19 protein-coding genes are annotated in these 16,360 nt (G+C 69.7%); 8 read left to right on the forward strand and 11 right to left on the reverse strand.

Annotated elements, in window-relative coordinates:
• Positions 1-9 precede the first annotated feature (9 nt).
• Positions 10-2,163, forward strand: a complete 2,154-nt coding sequence (locus Strain318_RS12840) for a DEAD/DEAH box helicase family protein (protein WP_367887957.1) — start codon at positions 10-12, stop codon at positions 2,161-2,163.
• On the opposite strand, the gene Strain318_RS12845 is transcribed toward Strain318_RS12840, so the two are convergent.
• Positions 2,078-2,605, reverse strand: a complete 528-nt coding sequence (locus tag Strain318_RS12845) for a hypothetical protein (protein ID WP_367886096.1) — start codon at positions 2,603-2,605, stop codon at positions 2,078-2,080. The genes Strain318_RS12840 and Strain318_RS12845 overlap by 86 nt on opposite strands.
• A 134-nt stretch (positions 2,606-2,739) precedes the next feature.
• Between Strain318_RS12845 and Strain318_RS12850 the strand changes: the two genes are divergently transcribed.
• The 5 genes from Strain318_RS12850 (at position 2,740) to Strain318_RS12870 (ending at position 6,590) form a co-directional block, all read left to right on the forward strand.
• Complete coding sequence (locus Strain318_RS12850; RefSeq protein WP_367886097.1) at positions 2,740-3,312, forward strand: RNA polymerase sigma factor; 573 nt, start codon at positions 2,740-2,742, stop codon at positions 3,310-3,312.
• Positions 3,309-3,950: a hypothetical protein gene (locus Strain318_RS12855; protein WP_367886098.1), complete on the forward strand. Its 642-nt coding sequence runs from the start codon at positions 3,309-3,311 to the stop codon at positions 3,948-3,950. The genes Strain318_RS12850 and Strain318_RS12855 overlap by 4 nt, the downstream gene beginning before the upstream one ends.
• Positions 3,951-3,952: 2 nt before the next feature.
• Positions 3,953-4,855: a DUF4097 family beta strand repeat-containing protein gene (locus Strain318_RS12860; protein WP_367886099.1), complete on the forward strand. Its 903-nt coding sequence runs from the start codon at positions 3,953-3,955 to the stop codon at positions 4,853-4,855.
• Positions 4,856-4,869: 14 nt separating this feature from the next.
• Complete coding sequence (locus Strain318_RS12865) at positions 4,870-5,643, forward strand: DUF4097 family beta strand repeat-containing protein (RefSeq protein WP_367887958.1); 774 nt, start codon at positions 4,870-4,872, stop codon at positions 5,641-5,643.
• A gap of 74 nt (positions 5,644-5,717) precedes the next feature.
• Entirely contained in the window at positions 5,718-6,590 is an 873-nt protein-coding gene (locus tag Strain318_RS12870) for a DUF4097 family beta strand repeat-containing protein (protein ID WP_367886101.1), read from the forward strand.
• 34 nt (positions 6,591-6,624) lie between these two features.
• Here Strain318_RS12870 and Strain318_RS12875 read toward each other — a convergent pair whose 3' ends face one another.
• Positions 6,625-6,921, reverse strand: coding sequence for a 4a-hydroxytetrahydrobiopterin dehydratase (locus Strain318_RS12875; RefSeq protein ID WP_367886102.1), 297 nt, complete (start codon positions 6,919-6,921; stop codon positions 6,625-6,627).
• Between the two features lie 101 nt (positions 6,922-7,022).
• Here Strain318_RS12875 and Strain318_RS12880 point away from each other — a divergent pair, with 101 nt between their 5' ends.
• Entirely contained in the window at positions 7,023-7,475 is a 453-nt protein-coding gene (locus tag Strain318_RS12880; RefSeq protein WP_367886103.1) for a hypothetical protein, read from the forward strand.
• A 10-nt stretch (positions 7,476-7,485) separates the two neighbouring features.
• On the opposite strand, the gene Strain318_RS12885 is transcribed toward Strain318_RS12880, so the two are convergent.
• The 4 genes from Strain318_RS12885 to Strain318_RS12900 all read right to left on the reverse strand — a co-directional run bounded on the left by Strain318_RS12885 (position 7,486) and on the right by Strain318_RS12900 (position 10,241).
• Positions 7,486-7,890 carry a surface-adhesin E family protein gene (locus tag Strain318_RS12885; RefSeq protein ID WP_367886104.1) on the reverse strand — a complete coding sequence of 135 codons (405 nt, stop codon included), beginning with the start codon at positions 7,888-7,890 and terminating at the stop codon, positions 7,486-7,488.
• A 4-nt stretch (positions 7,891-7,894) separates the two neighbouring features.
• Positions 7,895-8,104 (reverse strand): hypothetical protein, encoded by a 210-nt coding sequence (locus tag Strain318_RS12890; protein ID WP_367886105.1) that lies wholly within the window; start codon positions 8,102-8,104, stop codon positions 7,895-7,897.
• A 93-nt stretch (positions 8,105-8,197) separates the two neighbouring features.
• Positions 8,198-8,986: a hypothetical protein gene (locus Strain318_RS12895; protein ID WP_367886106.1), complete on the reverse strand. Its 789-nt coding sequence runs from the start codon at positions 8,984-8,986 to the stop codon at positions 8,198-8,200.
• A gap of 37 nt (positions 8,987-9,023) precedes the next feature.
• Complete coding sequence (locus tag Strain318_RS12900) at positions 9,024-10,241, reverse strand: TCR/Tet family MFS transporter (protein ID WP_367886107.1); 1,218 nt, start codon at positions 10,239-10,241, stop codon at positions 9,024-9,026.
• 115 nt (positions 10,242-10,356) lie between these two features.
• On the opposite strand from Strain318_RS12900, the gene Strain318_RS12905 reads away from it, so the two are divergent.
• Entirely contained in the window at positions 10,357-10,875 is a 519-nt protein-coding gene (locus tag Strain318_RS12905; RefSeq protein WP_367886108.1) for a QcrA and Rieske domain-containing protein, read from the forward strand.
• Here the strand turns inward: Strain318_RS12905 and Strain318_RS12910 are convergent.
• The 5 genes from Strain318_RS12910 to Strain318_RS12930 form a co-directional block, all read right to left on the reverse strand.
• Entirely contained in the window at positions 10,865-11,956 is a 1,092-nt protein-coding gene (locus Strain318_RS12910) for a putative NPN-dependent ornithine cyclodeaminase (RefSeq protein ID WP_367887959.1), read from the reverse strand. The genes Strain318_RS12905 and Strain318_RS12910 overlap by 11 nt on opposite strands.
• A 7-nt stretch (positions 11,957-11,963) precedes the next feature.
• Entirely contained in the window at positions 11,964-12,875 is a 912-nt protein-coding gene (gene rocF / locus Strain318_RS12915; RefSeq protein WP_367886110.1) for an arginase, read from the reverse strand.
• 107 nt (positions 12,876-12,982) lie between these two features.
• Positions 12,983-14,230: a mechanosensitive ion channel family protein gene (locus Strain318_RS12920; protein ID WP_367886111.1), complete on the reverse strand. Its 1,248-nt coding sequence runs from the start codon at positions 14,228-14,230 to the stop codon at positions 12,983-12,985.
• 6 nt (positions 14,231-14,236) lie between these two features.
• Positions 14,237-14,620: a hypothetical protein gene (locus Strain318_RS12925; RefSeq protein WP_367886112.1), complete on the reverse strand. Its 384-nt coding sequence runs from the start codon at positions 14,618-14,620 to the stop codon at positions 14,237-14,239.
• 26 nt (positions 14,621-14,646) lie between these two features.
• Positions 14,647-16,275: a sodium:solute symporter family protein gene (locus Strain318_RS12930; RefSeq protein ID WP_367886113.1), complete on the reverse strand. Its 1,629-nt coding sequence runs from the start codon at positions 16,273-16,275 to the stop codon at positions 14,647-14,649.
• Positions 16,276-16,360: the final 85 nt, after the last annotated feature.

Raw genomic sequence — 16,360 nt, forward strand, 5'->3', positions numbered from 1 at the left:
CTTGACGCGGTGCGCGCGCGCATCGCCGCCGCGGTGCTCGCCACCCCCGCGGCACCCGCGCTCGGCCGCTTCACCTTGCGCCCTGCGCAGCAAGAGAGCGTGACGGCGATCCGCCATGCGTTGCGCGGGCACGCAGGGGCGCTCGTGGCAGACGCGGCCGGCAGCGGCAAGACCGTCCTCGCCCTCGCCGTTGCCGCAGGCTACGACGAGGTGCTGGTGCTTACGCCGGCCGCCGTGCGCGAGCAGTGGCGGCGCGCGGCCCGCGATGCGGGTGTTGCCGTTCGACTTGAAAGCCACGAGACCCTGAGTCGGAGTCGCCGCGTGCAAGCGGCGCCGCTGATCATCGTCGACGAAGCGCATCACTTCCGCAACCCGCGCAGCGTGCGCTACGCGGCGCTCGCGCGATTGGCTCGCGGCCGCCATCTCCTGCTGCTCTCGGCGACGCCCGTGGTCAATCGCCCCGCCGATCGCGATGCGCTGCTCTCGCTCTTCCTCGGCTCGCGACCGCGCACGCCGCAGCTCCTCGAGCGCGTGATCCTGCGTCGCGCCGGACGGCCCGAGGCGTCCGTCGCCGTGCGCGAGCTTCCTTCACTGCTCGGCGATGCCGATGTCCCGGGCCTCACTGAGCGTCTGGCCTGTCTCCCGCCGCCATTGCCGGTGGCCGATGGCAGCAGCGCTGTCGCGCTCGTGCGCATCACGTTGGCGATGGCGTGGAGCTCCAGCCTCGCAGCCCTGGATGCAGCGCTTCGGCGCCGGATCCAACGTGGCATGGCAATGGCCGATACGCTGCGCGAGGGGCGTTGGCCCACGCGCGACGCACTGCGTGACTGGATCATCGGCGACGACGCGACGCAACTCGCGCTGCTCCTGGACCCTTCGGAGCTCCCCCGCACCCCGCCGCCCGAGGCCGCGGCGACGCTCGCGCGGCACCTCGACGCGGTACACGCGATGCGTGCCTGCGTCGCGCCGATGCTCGAATCGGACGCTGCCGCGCGCGCGGACGCGATTCGCCGGCTGCTGGATTGCGAGGCCCCCCGTCGCGTGGTGCTGCTGGCACGGCATGCCGAAACAGTCCGGGCGCTCTACGCGCAGCTGCGGAATCTCCCCGGTGTCGTCGCCATCATCGGGACACGCGTGCATGCTGCCGCCGGCCGCTGGACGCGCGACGAAGTGCTCCGCGCGCTTGGCCCGCGCCAGCCGCCATGGCGCCCCGACGACCCGCGCGGCATCCGGCTCCTGCTCGCGACCGATATCCTCGCCGAGGGTGTCGAGCTCCAGGGCTGCGCGACGCTCATCCACGGCGACCCCGCGTGGACGCCAGCGCGGTTCGAACAGCGCGTCGGCCGCGTCGCGCGTGACGGTCAGCGCGACACCGTCCACGTGCTGCGGTTCGCCATGCCGGCGGGAGCCGCGGCGCTGCTCGACCTCACCGAACGCCTGCGCCGCAAACGGGAGGCCCGACGGCGCTCATTGGCGCACACGACGGCAACGACCGCGCTGCGCGACGCCGTGGAGCGCTGGCATGCCGACCCCGAGGACGTGGAATCCCCAGCAGGGCCAGTGGTCGCCGCAGCGGAAGGACAGCACGACGGGATGCTCATCGTGCTTAGCGCTGGATCAGCACAGCCAAGCCGTCTCCTCGCTGCCGTGCACCGCGAGGGCCGATGGCAGGTGAGTCCTCGCGCGGCAACCGCACACCGGCTCGTGGTCGGTTGCGGGCATCCGCTGCAGCTGCGGGGCCAGGATCTGCGCGTCGCGCGCCAAGTGGTGTCCGCGTGGCGGCGCCAAGTCGCCTCCCGGCAGGTGGTGCGTGACGTCGACACGCTCCCCACCCCGCTTCTGCGGCGGGTCGCGCAGCGGCTCGACCGGTGGATTCAGGCGGCACCGCTGGCACAACGCAGCGCCGCAGTCGCACGCGCTCGCCGACTTCAGGCCGGGCTGTCCTCGGCCAGGGGAGCGGGAGCCGAGGCCGATGTGCGCTCAGCATTGCGGCAAACGCGCGTCGACGAGTGCCTCGACCGACTCGAGCAGCTCATCGAGGAGCGCCCGGTTCTCGCACGCCCCGCCACCGAGCGCATCAGCGCCCTGCTGATTCTCCGCCGCCGATTGCCGGCCGCTCCCGCTCCGCCAGCACCTTCGATTGAAAGCGCTGCGACTCGCTGATCCGCTCCACCTCGATGGCCAGCGTGTCGATGCTCTGCTGCAGCTGTGCCAACTGCTGCGCCACCGCCGGCCCGTGCACCAGCGCCTTGTCCTGCCGGCGCTCGATCATGCGCATGATGCCCCGCACGATCGGCGTCACGATGACCATCAGCGCGACGCTCCCGAACACGATCCCGATGATCGGCACGACCTCGGGCGGGATATCGGGGCTCACCTGGACGACGGACGGCGGCGCGGTCTGACCCGCCGTCTGCACCGCGTTCTGCGCCGCCTCGATGGCATTGCGAATGGCCCGCTCGGCATCGGCATTCGCGTCGGGGAGTGCGCTCGAACCATCCCTCGGCGTCGCGCCCGGTTGGCCGGGAAGCGGCGGAATGGGAGGCGGGGCCGGCTGGCCGGCCTGCGGCGCGGCTTGTGGCGCGGCTTGCTGCGCGGTGGGCATCACTGCTCGGACTCCTTTGGGGTCTGCCCCCCGTACGGCTGGCGGCGGGGGGCGGTGTCACGGACAATATCCAGCAGCTTCAAACCTTTCGCACCCCCGCCCCATCCAATCCGGCGTACGATACACGGCGCCGAATGACCTTGCCCCTGACGCTTCCCACCGCCCCCAGCCAACCGTCCGGCCCCGCCGACGACGTCGCGCTCGCCGCCTCCGGCGACCGCCGCGCGTTCGAACGGATCTACCGGACGCATGTGGACCGAGTCTTCTCGATCTGCTGCCGGATGGTGGGCGACCGCGCCAAGGCCGAGGAGCTCACGCAGGACGTGTTCGTACGCTGCTGGGAGAAGCTGGGGACGTTCCGCGGGCAATCCGCGTTTTCCACCTGGCTGCACCGGCTGGCCGTGAACGTGGTGCTCAACGACCGAGAGGCCGAAGGGCGCCGCCGCAGCAAGCACGACGACGGGATCGAGGACATGGATGCGATCAGCACGGCGGACGTCCGCCCGCTGCCCGTCCCCGGCCTCTCGCTGGACCTCGAGGCGGCCATCGCCGCGCTCCCGGCCGGCGCCCGGAAGGTCTTCGTGCTCCACGATGTCGAAGGCTATACCCACGAAGAGATCGGCACGATGCTCGGCGTCACCGCCGGGGGATGCAAAGCCCAACTGCACCGCGCCCGCATGCTGCTCAGGAGGATGTTGACCCGATGACGCACTTTCGCGAACACGACGTCGAGAACGAACGGCACCGCGCCGAGTGCGCGGAGTGCCAGACGCTCTGGACTGAACTCGAGGCCATCGGCGCCGAAGCGGCGCAGTTGCCGCTGCTCACGCCCTCGCGCGATCTCTGGAGCGGGATCGAGGCACGCATCACGACGGCCTCGGCGCCGCGGGCGCTGCCGTTTCATCGGAGGCAGGGCTTCCGCCTCGCCATCGCGGCCTCGCTGCTCGTGGCCGTGAGCTCGGGCGTCACCTGGCGCCTCGCCACCCGCGGCGCCGGGGAATCGCTGCCGGCGGCGACGCTCGCGGAATCGGCGGGCGCCGCCGAGGCGGTGGGCCCCGACGCCACGGAGATCCACCGTGCCGCGTTCTCGGCCAGCGTCACGCAGATGGACCGCGAGATCGCCACGCTGCAGACCATCGTCAGCGAACGCCGCGGCGAGCTGGACCCCCAGACCATCGAAGTGCTCGAGCGCAATCTCGCCGTGATCGATGCGGCCATCACCGAAGCCCGGTCCGCGTTGGATGCGGACCCGGCCTCCAAGTTCCTGGCGCAGCAGTTCACGCGCGCCTACACCAGCAAGCTGACCCTACTGCGCGGGGCGGCCCAGCTGCCCGCCGGACTCTGACCATGACCATCACCCTGCAATTCCGCGCCCTGCTGCTCGCCGGCGCCCTTCCCCTCGCGGCCGCCGCACAGGACAACGGCGCCCGCGTGGACACGACCCTTACCCTCTCGCGCGGCGGCCACGTCGAGCTCGGGAACGTCTCCGGCGAGATCCGCGTGACGGGCAGCGACCGGCGCGACGTCCGCATCACGGCGACGATCGACCGCGGCCGCTTCGAGCTCTCCGCCTCGCCGATGCGCGTCGCGCTGCGTACGCGCTCGGTGAACAACCGGCAAAGCGCGGCCTACATCGAAGTCCAGGTCCCGGTCGGCACCCGCGTCAGCGCCACCACGGTGAGCGGCCTCGTGGAAGTGCGCGCCACGATGGCGGAGGTGGTCGCGAAGTCGGTGAGCGGCCGCGTGGACGTGCGCGGCGCACGGGAGCGGCTCGACGCCGAGACCGTGAGCGGCACGCTCGACCTGCGCGACGTGCAGGGCCGCATGAGCATCGAGGGCGTCAGCGCGGACATCGACCTCGACGAGGCGCAGGGCGACGTGACGGCCGAGACCGTGAGCGGGTCGATCCGCATCCGCCGCAGCCGCCTGAGCGGCCTGCGGGCCGAGGCCGTAAGCGGCACGATCAGCTACGAGGGAAACCTGGACGCGAACGGCTCGTACAGGATGAACACGCACTCCGGGAGCGTCACGATGACCCTGCCGGCGAACGTGGGGGCAACGCTGGAGCTGGAGACGTTCAGCGGGCGCATCAACAGCGATTTCCCGCTCACCCTGCAGCCGGGGCAGGCCACCGGACGCGGGCGGCGGATGGAGTTCACGCTCGGCAGCGGTGGCGCGCGCGTCACGGCCGGGGCATTCAGCGGCAACATCACCATCCGTCGCGGCGGCGCGGCGGGCGACCGGGAGTGAGCAAGATGCACACGATGACGCGTTGGACGGCGACGGCCGTGGTGCCGCTGGCGATGCTTGCGGCCCCGGCCGCGGCACAGGAGAGCACGACCTGGCGCTGGGACGGGACGCTCGCCGAAGGCCGGACGGTGAACCTGCACAATGTGAACGGCAGCGTGCGCTTCGAGAGCGGCAGCGGCGATCGCGTCGAGGTGGAGGCCGAGAAGCGCTGGCGCCGCGGCGATCCGGACGATGTGCGCATCGAGGCGCGGCAGCTCTCGAACGGCAACGTGGTGATCTGCGCGATGTGGCGGCGCAACGATAGCTGCAGCGAGGGCGGCATCAACGGCGGCGATCGCGAGTGGAACCGCAATAACGACGTCTCGGTGCACTTCGTGGTGCGAGTGCCGGCCTACGCCAACGTGGACGCGAACACCGTGAACGGCAGCGTCGAGGTGGCGGAGTTGCGCGGGCGCGTGGACGCGAACACGGTGAACGGCAACGTCGAGGCGGCATCGAGCGGCGGGCCCGTGCGCGCGCGCACGGTGAACGGGTCGATCCGCGCGCGTGGGCTGATCACCGACGACCTGGAGTACAACACCGTGAACGGCAGCATCGAGATCGAACTGCCGGCCAACACGAACGCCGACGTGAGCCTGCGCACGACGAACGGGCGGGTGACCAGCGACTTCCCGATCACGTTCACGGGCGAGATCAACCCGCGGCGCATCGAGGCGAAGGTGGGCAACGGCGGACCGGAGCTGCGCGCCCGCACGGTGAACGGCGGCATCCGGTTGATCAAGCAGTGAGCTAGCGGCCTCCGGGAAACCGGTTCATCGGCGGCGCCGTAGATTGGGGAGTCTCTCCCCATCCGGAGCCGCCGATGTCGTTTCGCCCGCTGGTCGTGGTTGTCGCGCTCTCGCTCGTTGGCTGCGACGCCGATGTCGAGGCCAATGCCGGTCCGCGGCAGTCGCGCGAGCAGGTGTTCTCGTACAGCGCCCCGCTGCGGGCGGGCCAGACGCTGGCCCTGCGCAACATGTCGGGCCAGCTGAGCATCGAGCCGGCGAGCGACGATACGCTGCGGGTGGTGGCCGACCTCGCCTGGCGCGGTGACTCCGCGCTGCCGCGCGATGTGTCGTTCCGCAGCGACACCATGCCGGGCGGGGTGTACGTCTGCGCGATCGTCGGCAAGGGACAGTGCACCGCCGACGACTACGACGTGAACAGCGATGGCACCGGCATGTCGTTCCGGCGTGGCCGCGTTCGCCTGGGCATGGGCGGCGGTTCGCTAGCCACGGTGCACTTCCGCGTGCAGGTACCGACCGGCGTGCGGCTGGAACTGGTGATGATCGACGGGTCCATCGTGTCGGCGTCTTCCGCCCCCGTGAAGGCGCGGGGCGTGAACGGCCAGATGACGATCGTGACGAGCGTCGGGCCGGTGAACGCGAAGACCGTGAACGGCAACATCGACGCGCGCATGACGACGCTCTCCGGCACCGATTCAGTCGTGGTGGAAACGGTGAACGGCGAGGTGGCGGCCTACCTGCCGATGAATGCCTCCGCGACGGTGGACGTACGTGCGACGAACGGCACGGTGCAAAGCGACTTCGCCGGCGTGACCGGCGGCTCGCAGGGCATCAACAAGGCGATCACCGGCGTGCTTGGTGCGGGCGCCACGCCCGTGCGTGTGCGATCGATCAACGGCGGCGCGGCGCTGCGGCAACTCGATGCCCAGGGACGGCCGCTGACGCCGTAACGCAGGCAGACGGGGTCGCGCGCTTCGCGAGGGTTCAGCGCGCGCCCACCGCGCCGTCGATCAGCGCCGCCAAGGCGAAGTCCAGGTCGGTGAGGCCGCCTTGGTCGTGCGTGGAGAGCGTGACGATCACGCGATTGTAGCGCAGGTCCACGTCCGGGTGATGGCTCAGCGACTCGGCTGGTTCGACGAGCCGGTCGACGAATTCCACGGCCTGCGGAAACCCGCCGAACACGAAGGTGCGCGTGATCGTCTCGCCATGGCGGGACCAGCCGGGCAGTCCGCGCAGCTTGGTGGCGATCGTTGCGTCATCGAGGCGAGGCGGGCGGCTCATGGCGGGCTCGGCGAAGGGGGATGCCGTGAAAGTGCGGCGCGGGCGATATACGTTCAATGGGAGAGGATGTACCCGCGCCTGCCCCAGCCCCCGGAGATGCCATGACCACCGCCGACGTGCTCCCCCTGATCCGCCGCGGCATGCTCGCGGTGCTGGTGTTCGGTTGCGTGGGCCTCATCGGCGAGCTGGTGCTGCTCGAGCACTACTCTGAACTCACGCAGCTGCCGCCGCTGGTGCTCTGTGCGCTGGCCATCGTGGCGGTGGTCGCCCATTGGATCGGTGGCGGCGCGAAGACGGTGCGTGCGCTCCAGGTCGTGGGCCTGCTCATGGTGCTTGCCGGCGGCATGGGCGTGTTCTTCCACGGCGAGGAGAACCTCGAGCACGCGCAGCGGGACGCCGAGGAATACAACGAGCCGACCAGCGGCTCCGCGTTCTGGATGAGCGTCATCAAGGGCGATGCGCCGACGCTTGCCCCGGGCACGATGATCCAGTTCGGCTTGCTCGCGCTGCTCTACGCGTACCGGCATCCGGCCCTGAAGCGGCCGGAGGAGTGACCGGGCAACGTTAGCGCCGCGCCGCGCAGAGGTGCTGCATGGCCACGTGCGCGAACGTGCTCTGCAGCGCCGGCCCGAAGCCCGGCTGCCGCGGCGCGCTCTGCCGGTAGATGCGGTTCGCGCGCTCGTCGTGGTAGATGATGTTCTCGAGCACCGCCACCTTCTGGTTGGCGCAGTCGAACATCGCGCGCGCGCGTGACCCGGTGATGGGGCCCTGCGGCGTGCTCACCGGCTCGGCGTACACCGTGCGTACGAGAGCGACCTTCATGCCCACGGAATCCTTCACGCTGCGTGCGTCGACGTAGACCGTGTTGCCGCTGGAGGTCTTGCCGATGTCCTGCCAGCGGGTGTTGGCCGCTTGCGCGTGGGCGGCCGTGCTCAGGGCGCAGAGGAGAAGGAGCGAGGGCAGTCGCATCGGGTCAGTTGAGTTGCACGAGGCGCACGACGCGCGCCCCGCAGGTTCCGCACTTGCCGATGAGGGCGAGTTCCTTGTTGCGGAGCTCGGCTTCGGTGAGGTCGAAGTGCCGCGTCGCCAGGCAACGCGTGCAGAAGCCGCTGTCGAGCAGCTTGGCACGAGTCTCTTCCGGAACCTTGTCCCAGATGGCCTGCGCTTCGGGGGTGAATGCCACGGGGAGCTCCGGCGAGGGGAAGCGGCACCTGCTTCCGTGGAGCTTGGGGCATTCCCGTGCGGCGCGCCAGTGCCCGGATGGCGCGTGCCGCCGTCAGCAGCGCGGCAGCGGGGCGTAGACCGTGGTCTTCTTGCCGACGACGAAACCGATGATGGCCGCGTATTGCCCGACGGCGAAGGTGCCCTCCAGACCACCCGCGCGCTGATCGGGCGGACTGGCCAGGTACAGCGCGCCGAAGGCGGCAGCCCCGACCGCACCCCAGAGAAATGCGCCCAGCTTTCGGTCTCGCACCGGCAGGCGCACGCTCATGCCTGCGCTGCGGATCCACGTCACCTCGGCCGAGGCGTCAGTGGCGAGGGCGAGGCTGTCCCGGCGATGCTCGACGACGCGGCCGCTCAGCTCGCGTCCGCTCCCCGTTCGGACCGTCAGCGGTGAGCCTCCGGCGATGCGATACGCGGGACAGGAGGTCGACAGACTGAGCGTCTGCCAACGGGGCTGCGTCAAGGCGGCGCCGAGCAGCGCACCGAACGCGGTATAGCCCCCGATGAGCGCCCACGACACCGGCTCCACCAGCGCATCGCTGCCGCCGAGGAGGACCATGGAGGCGGACAAGCCACCGCCGATCAGGGCCCCGACCTTCGCCCCCTGCTTCCGCGTGAATCCACTGTTGCGCTGTACGGTGAGTCCCCCGTTCGTCGAGCGCAGTGTCAACGCGCCCGTCTTCAAGCGAAGATCGAAGGAGTCGCCGGCGGCCTCGTGCAACGTGGCCTCGATCCACGGCGCGTTCGGGGCCATGCGTGTGCGCACGTCGAGCGGCTGCGCGGAGAGCGAGAGCAGCGGCGCGAGCAGCACTGCGGGGAGGAACACGAAGCGTGGCGTCATGCGGGCGCCCCTAGCTTCCGTCCGGCGCCGCAGCGGGTCAATAGGACGTTTCGCGCGTGGCCCGCAGCCCCAGCATCCCGGCCAAGGCAAACAGGGCCGCGGCAATCAAGAAGGCGAGTCCGGGCAGATGCAGTGCCGCTCCATCGGAAATGGACCACGCGAAGACCAGCGTGAACAGCGCGGGCCCGATCATGCCGGCGATGCCCATGAGCGAACTCGTGGCGCCCTGCAGTCGGCCCTGCCCACTCGGTCCGACGCGTGCCGACATCACGCCCATCAAGGACGGGTTGAACACGCCGGCCGGCGCGTAGACCACCACGGCCACCCAGAACAGCCATGCGACATCCGTGAGCCCATAGAGCGCGAAGCCGATCGTTCCCGCCGTCGCCCCGATGGCCAGCGCCTTCCGCGCGCCCAGCCTCCGCACCAGCGGCCGCACGACGCCGCCCTGCACCACCACGTTCGCGACGCCGACGATGGCCAGCGCGAAGCCCACTTCCTTGGCGCCCCACTGCAGCACGTAACCGGCCCAGAGCACGAAGACGCTGGGATACACGGTGTGGCCGAGGTTGTAGAGGAAACTCGTGCCGGCGAGCGGCAGCAGTTCTCGATGTGCGCGGAGGAACTGCAGCGCGCCGATCGGATTCGCCCGCGCCCAGGTGAATCCCGCGCGGCGCTCCGGCGGCAGCGACTCCGGCAGGATGAACAGACCGTACAGCGCATTCAGGAGCGCGAGGCCGCCCGCCACCCAGAACGGCAGGCGAGGATCGCTCGCGCCGAGCACGCCGCCGAGCGCCGGGCCGACGATGAAGCCGAATCCCCACGCCGCGCCCACGATGCCGAACGCCGCGGCGCGGTTCTCCGGCTCGGTCACGTCGGCGATGTACGCCGATGCCGTTGCGAAGCCCGACGCCGTCATGCCGGAGATGATGCGCCCGACGAACAGCCAGCCCAGCGTCGGCGCGAGGGCCATGAAGATGTAGTCGAGCCCGAGTCCGGCGATGGAGATCAGCAGCACCGGCCGCCGGCCGTAGCGGTCGGAGAGTGCGCCCAGGATGGGCGCGCAGAGGAACTGCATGAGCGCCCACGTGGTCCCGAACAGCCCGACCCAGCGCGCCGCGGTGGCGGAATCGTTGTTGACGAAGGACTCGACGAGCTTCGGCAGAACCGGAATGACGATGCCGAATGCAACGATGTCGAGAACGATCGAAACGAAGATGAACGTGAGGGCGGCGCGACCGGCGGGCTTGGACACGTCCGAAGTCTATCCGCTCGCACCATGTCCGGCGAACCCGCACAAACGAAACCGATCGCCGGGTCGTTGGTATTATGCGGAAGCATCCCCATCACCACGCGCCGAGGGGCATCTGATGTCGCACGGAAACGAGCACGAGCCTTGTGAACCCACGCTGGACGCCTGCGCCCTGCAGGATCGCCGTGACTTCATGCGCCACGGGTTGATGGCGGTCGGCGCGCTGATTGCGATGGGCGCCGTGCCGGAACGCCTGGCCGCGCTTGAACGCACGCTCGCGACGGGCCGCCGCGTCGGGAATGAGCTCCGCTACCCCGTGCCGACCGCGGACGGCGCGACGATCGACCGCGCCAACAACCTCATCATCGCGCGATTCAACGGCGAGGCCATCGCCTTCGTGCTCGAATGCCCGCACCGCGGCGAGAACGTGCGCTGGCAAGCGAACAACAACCGCTTCTTCTGCCCCAAGCACGAGAGCACCTTTGAGCCCAACGGCGCGCGCATCCAGGGCAAGGCCGAGCGCGGCATGGACCGCTACGCGATCCGGCGTGAAGGCGACGAACTCGTGGTGACCACCACGGAGAAGGTCCGCAGCACCAACGCCGAGGCGTGGGCGGCGGCCAAAGTCAGTCTGTAACCGCCTTCTCCACTGCCGCCCTCAGGATGCTCATGAAGTCCTGCGCGTTCGTGACCACGCCGATCGCCTGGTGCGTGCCGCGGTCCTTGAGTTTGCTCACCAGGAACTCGCTGGCGTCGACGCAGATCGTCGGCAGTTCCTGCAGGCCGCCCTGCGCATCCTCATAGTACGCCGGCAGCATGTTGCCGACGGCGATCGAGTGCAGCGCCGTGGCGATCATCACCGCCATCGTCGCCTTGATGGTGTGCTGGCGCGTCGCGTCCTGCGCCTGCACCGCATCCGTGTAGACGCCTGGCAGCGGGCCATCGTCGCGGATGGAGCCGCCCAGCACGAACGGCACCCCTTCCACCACGCAGGCGTGCATGATGCCTTCCGTGATGGTGCCGTGCTCGACCGCCGCCTCGATGCTGCCCGCCCGGCGCACTGCGTTGATGGCGCGCATGTGGGCCGAGTGTCCGCCGGCGGTGGGTTCGCCTTCGCTCGTCATGCCGAGCGTCGTGCCCACGGTCGCGGCTTCGATATCGTGCACCGCCACCGCGTTGCCGGCGAGCAGGGCCTGCACATACCCGTTGCGGATGAACCACACGAGGTTGTCGCGCGCCCGCGAGTGCACCAGCGCGGGCCCCGTCACCCAGAGCACGTAGCCGCCGCGCCGCTTCTCCTCGACTAGCATGCGGGCGATCTGCGTGTAATCGATGGGCTTCTCGCGGCTCACCGCACTGCTCATGAAATGGAAGTCGCCGTCCGCCCCCGCCTCACCGGCGAATCCGCGCGCATGCACGAGCACACCCTCGCGCCCGTCCTCGGCGCTGCCGACCACCACCGCATCGCCGGCCTTCACGCGACGGCCCTCGCGCACCCACCAGCTGTTGCCCTCTCCGCGCACGAGTACGCCGTCCATGCGCGGCTCGCGCGGCAGCACCCAGCTGCCATCGGCGTTCTTCACATAGGTCGGCAGGTTGGTGGTCGCGAAGAACCCGTCGGGAAGCACGCCGTCGCGCTCGACGCGTGCGGTCTGTGCCGGCGGCGCCTTCGCGAGGGCGGGCGCCGTGAAGTCAGGCGGCGTGTAGCGGATGGGCATCGGCGTCTCAGAGAATGCGCTTGCCGAGCGCCGAGCAGATGAGCTCGCAGGCGATCTCGGCGGTGCGATTGCGTTCGTCGAGCACGGGGTTCACCTCGACCATGTCGAGGCCGACGAGCTTGCCCGTGTCGGCGATCATCTCCATGGCGAGGTGCGCCTCGCGGTAGGTCATCCCGCCAGGCACCGCGGTGCCGACGCCCGGCGCCTCCTCGGGGTCGATGACGTCCATATCGAAGGACACCCACAGGCCGCTGGTGTCCTTGGTCGCGACGGCGATGGCCTCCTCCAGCACGCTCCGCACACCGCGCTCATCGAGGGCGCGCATGGTGAACGCCGAGAGTTTCCACTTCTTGATGTGCGTGCGCTCGGCCGCATCGAGGTCGCGCAGGCCGACCAGCGCGAGGTCCGACGTGCGCAGCGCCGGCGCTGCGCCCGCCAGCTCGACCATGGCCTTGTCGCCGAAGCCGAGCAGCGCGGCGAGCGGCATGCCGTGCACGTTCCCGCTCTTCGACGTCGCGGGCGTGTTGAGGTCACCGTGCGCATCGACCCACAGGGCACCGATGCGCTGGCCCTTGGCGCGGAGGTGCGACGCGGCGCCCGCGATGGAACCAGCCGCCAGCGCATGGTCACCGCCAAGCACGACGGGCATCCGGCCCGACGCCAGCGCCTCACGTGTCTGCGCGGCGACCGCCGTGCAGACATCGGTGATTGCGCCGAGGTAGCGCGCGCCGCGTTGCGCGCCGCGGGCTGCGTCCTCGCGCAGCGGAACGGGCACGTTGCCCGCGTCGTCGACGTCATGGCCAAGCTTGACGAGCCGCTCGCGAAGATCGGTATAGCGAACGGCGGAGGGACCCATGTCCACGCCGCGGCGTGAGGCGCCGAGGTCCATCGGGACGCCGATGATGCGCACCTGTGTCATATGCCCTGATGCTACGCGAGGGACGGCACGCCGGAAGGGATTCGCAAGGGTATGCAGCCTATGCGTGCCGTATGCGGGGGCCGATGCATTGGCATCCAGCCGCCGGGTCAGCCGTCGCCGCGCTGGACCCGGAAGGCCGGCGGGACGTACCCCGTGGGCTTATGCTCGTCAGGGATCGTCGCCGTGTTGCCGTCGCGCAGGGCATGATACTGGGGCGACATGATCTCGACGCCCGCCGCATTGAAGACGTCTTGGATCGCCGCGTGGAGGTCGGAATAGATGCCAGCCAAGGCGTGGGAGTCCCGCGTGAGCGCGTTCACCTCGTAGGCGACGGAGAAATCGCCGAGCGCGGTCTGCAGGACGAAGGGCTTGGGGTCGCGCAGCAGCGCGGGGACCTTGGCGACGGCACTCAGCAGCAGCTCGTGGACCTGCCGCCATGGCACGTCGTAGCCGATCGTCACGCTGGTGTGCACGACCAAACCGTCGCTGCGGGCCATCGCCGTGTAGTTCAGCACGTGCGCGCTGAGGACCATGGCATTGGGAATGGTCACGTCAACGTTCTTGATCGTCCGCACGCGCGTGACGAGCAGCGTCTTGGCGATCACGTCGCCGGTCGATTCGCCGATCCGCACGCGATCGCCGACGCTGAACGCCCGGGTGTACGTCAGCACGACGCCGGCGATGATGTTGGAGATGGCCGACGACGAGCCCAGCGACACCAGCAAACCGAGGAAGAGCGAGATGCCCTTGAACGCCTCGGACTGCGCGCCCGGCAGGTACGGGAAGATGACGACCAGCACGAACGCAATGACGAGGAAGCGCGCGATCTTGTACGTCGGTTCGGCCCACTCCGGCTCGAAGCCGCCGAAGGTCAACGTCCCGCGCTCGACGGCCGAGAAGACCGCACGCACGACCACCAGCGCGTAGCGCGTGACGACGATGATGACCGCGATGAACGCGATGTTCGGCAAGTACTCGAGGATGCCCCAGCCCACGCGGCCGAGCGGATCGAGGACGTAGCCGAGCAGCCGGTCCGCGTACGGCTCGGTCCAGGGGAAGAAGCCGAGGACCAGCGGGAGGTAGAAGTACAGCAGGACGAGGATGACGGCGACGCGCAGGAAGCGCAGGACGGCGGCGAGGCCCTGGGCCACCTGTTCCGCGGTGAGCAGCTCCAAGGTCTTGATGCGCAGCGACGGCAGCCCGCCATCCTTGCGCGCGTCCAACGCCGCCTCGCCGCGCGCGATACCGCGCCGCACGAGCCGCAGGAGCAGGAGCAGCACCAGCGTGGCGACCAGCGTGAGCGCCGCACCGATGGCGATGACGCGCATCGTTTCGACCAGCGACACCTTGCTCACCTGCGCTCACAGCGCATCGCGGAATTGCGCCGAGAGCACGTCGCGCGGCACACCGGCGGCGCTGGCGTCGGCCTCCGTGACGGTCATGAGGATGATGTCGCCGGCGGTGATGTCCGTGTTGTCGTCGCCGACGACGATGCCAAGGGAGTCGAGGCGTACGCGCGTCAGGCCGCGCAGGCGCGCCTGGATGGCCTCGGCGCGCTGCGCCGCGGTGAAGGCCCCGAAGCGCGTCGGCACGAACAGGGCGGTATCGCCGCGCACGACGAGCGGCGCGGCGGCGGCCGTGCTGTCGCCGAGCGGCCGGCCAGGGATCGCCGCGAGCGGCTGTTGCGCGTCCGCGCCGATCGCGAGAGCGACGGACATGGCGAGCGCGTGGAGCAAGCGTCGCATCGGGCCTCCGAGGGGATGGGCGGGCGTCAGCGCGCCGGACGCAAGCTGAGCACGAGACCGACCACCACCACGGTGCCGGCCCCGATCACATTATGCCAGAGGAAACTGACTTGCGGCGCGCCGAACGCAACGGCCGCGACCACCGACATGCCCGCCAGCAGGCCGACGAAGGCCCCGACGCCCCGCGCCCGCGGGATCATGGCGAGCAGGAACACGCCGAGGATCGATCCGTAGAAGAAGGATCCGAAGCGGTTCACGACCTCGATGAGCGAGCCAAGGGTCGCGGCCTGCGTCGCGACGATGCAGGCGAACAGTCCCCAGAACATCGTCGAGAGCTTGCCGACCCTGAGCGACTGCGGATCGGTGGCGGCAGGATTGACCCAGCGTTGGTAGAAATCGACGGTCGTGGCCGTGGCGAGCGAATTGAGCTCCGCGGCGATGCTCGACATCGCCGCCGCCAGGATGGCGGCGAGGAACAGTCCGGCGAGGCCGACCGGCAGGTAATCGATGACGAAGCGCGGGATGATGTAGTTGACGTCTCGGGTGGGCTGTCCGAGTGCGTCCTGCGCGGTCGCGAGGGCCTCGGTGCGCACGGCATTGACGGCACGGTCGGCCGCGGCGAAGGCAGCGGCATCGCGGGAATCCGCCGCCTGCCGTCGCTCGTCGGTCACGGCGGCATAGCGCGCATCGAGCGCCGCGAACGCACCCGGCGCCGCCGCGCGAGCCGCGCGGTCCTGCACCGGATTGAACAGCAACGGCATCGGCTTGAATACGTAGAAGAGGAAAATGCCGACGCCCAGCAGGAGAATCATCGCCTGCAGCTGGATCTTCCAGTACGCACTCATCAACAGCGAACTGCGCGCCTCATCCACCGACTTGGCGGCGAGGTACCGCTGCACCTGGGATTGATCCGCCCCGAAGTACGAGAGCATGAGGAAGGTGCCGCCGATGATGCCCGACCAGAACGTGTAGGTGTTCGTCAGGTTGAACGAGAAATCGAAGGTCGTCAGGCGACCCGTCGCGCCGGCCAGCCGCAGGGCGTCGTCGAGGGGCAGCGGCAACTGCACGACGATCACGACGAGCATGGCGGCGACGGCCGCGACGATGACGAACATCTGCTTGACATCCGCCCAGGTGACTGCGCCCACGCCGCCGATCACCGTGTAGAGCACCGTCGGAATGCCGATGAGCCCGATGGACATCCACAGCGGGATGCCGAGCACGGCGGTGAAGACCACCGCCGGTGCGGCGATGATCGTGCCGCAGGACATCCCGCGCGAGAGCAGGAAGAGGAAACTGGTCAGCGACCGCGTGGCGGGGTTGAAGCGCCGCTCCAGATACTCGTACGCGGTATAGACCCTGGCGTTCATCAGGAACGGGACGATGGTCACGCCGAGGATGACCATCGCGATCGGCAGGCCGAAGTAGAACTGCACGAAACGCAGCCCGTCCGTGGCGCCTTGGCCCGTCGTGCCGATGAGCGTGATGGCCGAGAGCTGCGTGGCCATCACGGAAAGTCCCACCGCCCACCACGGTAGCGACCGCCCCGCGAGGAAGTACCCCTCGAGGTTCGTGGCGCCGCGCGAGCGCCGGATGCCATCGCCCACGACCCACGCGAGGTACGCCACGACGACGAGCCAGTTGATCCAGTGCATGCTCAGCCCCCGTAGCGCTGTTGGAGCAGCCACAACAGCGCCAGTGCCAAGGCTTGGATGGCGAGAACCTTCATCACAGTGGTCC

Origin of the sequence: Pseudogemmatithrix spongiicola (assembly GCF_030623445.1) — a bacterium.
GTDB classification, from domain to species: domain Bacteria; phylum Gemmatimonadota; class Gemmatimonadetes; order Gemmatimonadales; family Gemmatimonadaceae; genus Pseudogemmatithrix; species Pseudogemmatithrix spongiicola.

Bases quoted from the DNA above. Each gene is read 5' to 3' on its own strand.
- Strain318_RS12885 (WP_367886104.1), bottom strand. From the start codon at position 7,890: ATGCGACTGCCCTCGCTCCTTCTCCTCTGCGCCCTGAGCACGGCCGCC.
- Strain318_RS12845 (WP_367886096.1), bottom strand. From the start codon at position 2,605: ATGCCCACCGCGCAGCAAGCCGCGCCACAAGCCGCGCCGCAGGCCGGC.
- Strain318_RS12880 (WP_367886103.1), top strand. From the start codon at position 7,023: ATGACCACCGCCGACGTGCTCCCCCTGATCCGCCGCGGCATGCTCGCG.
- Strain318_RS12865 (WP_367887958.1), top strand. From the start codon at position 4,870: ATGACGCGTTGGACGGCGACGGCCGTGGTGCCGCTGGCGATGCTTGCG.
- rocF (WP_367886110.1), bottom strand. From the start codon at position 12,875: ATGACACAGGTGCGCATCATCGGCGTCCCGATGGACCTCGGCGCCTCA.
- Strain318_RS12875 (WP_367886102.1), bottom strand. From the start codon at position 6,921: ATGAGCCGCCCGCCTCGCCTCGATGACGCAACGATCGCCACCAAGCTG.
- Strain318_RS12905 (WP_367886108.1), top strand. From the start codon at position 10,357: ATGTCGCACGGAAACGAGCACGAGCCTTGTGAACCCACGCTGGACGCC.
- Strain318_RS12895 (WP_367886106.1), bottom strand. From the start codon at position 8,986: ATGACGCCACGCTTCGTGTTCCTCCCCGCAGTGCTGCTCGCGCCGCTG.
- Strain318_RS12850 (WP_367886097.1), top strand. From the start codon at position 2,740: ATGACCTTGCCCCTGACGCTTCCCACCGCCCCCAGCCAACCGTCCGGC.
- Strain318_RS12870 (WP_367886101.1), top strand. From the start codon at position 5,718: ATGTCGTTTCGCCCGCTGGTCGTGGTTGTCGCGCTCTCGCTCGTTGGC.
- Strain318_RS12930 (WP_367886113.1), bottom strand. From the start codon at position 16,275: ATGCACTGGATCAACTGGCTCGTCGTCGTGGCGTACCTCGCGTGGGTC.
- Strain318_RS12860 (WP_367886099.1), top strand. From the start codon at position 3,953: ATGACCATCACCCTGCAATTCCGCGCCCTGCTGCTCGCCGGCGCCCTT.
- Strain318_RS12855 (WP_367886098.1), top strand. From the start codon at position 3,309: ATGACGCACTTTCGCGAACACGACGTCGAGAACGAACGGCACCGCGCC.
- Strain318_RS12925 (WP_367886112.1), bottom strand. From the start codon at position 14,620: ATGCGACGCTTGCTCCACGCGCTCGCCATGTCCGTCGCTCTCGCGATC.
- Strain318_RS12910 (WP_367887959.1), bottom strand. From the start codon at position 11,956: ATGCCCATCCGCTACACGCCGCCTGACTTCACGGCGCCCGCCCTCGCG.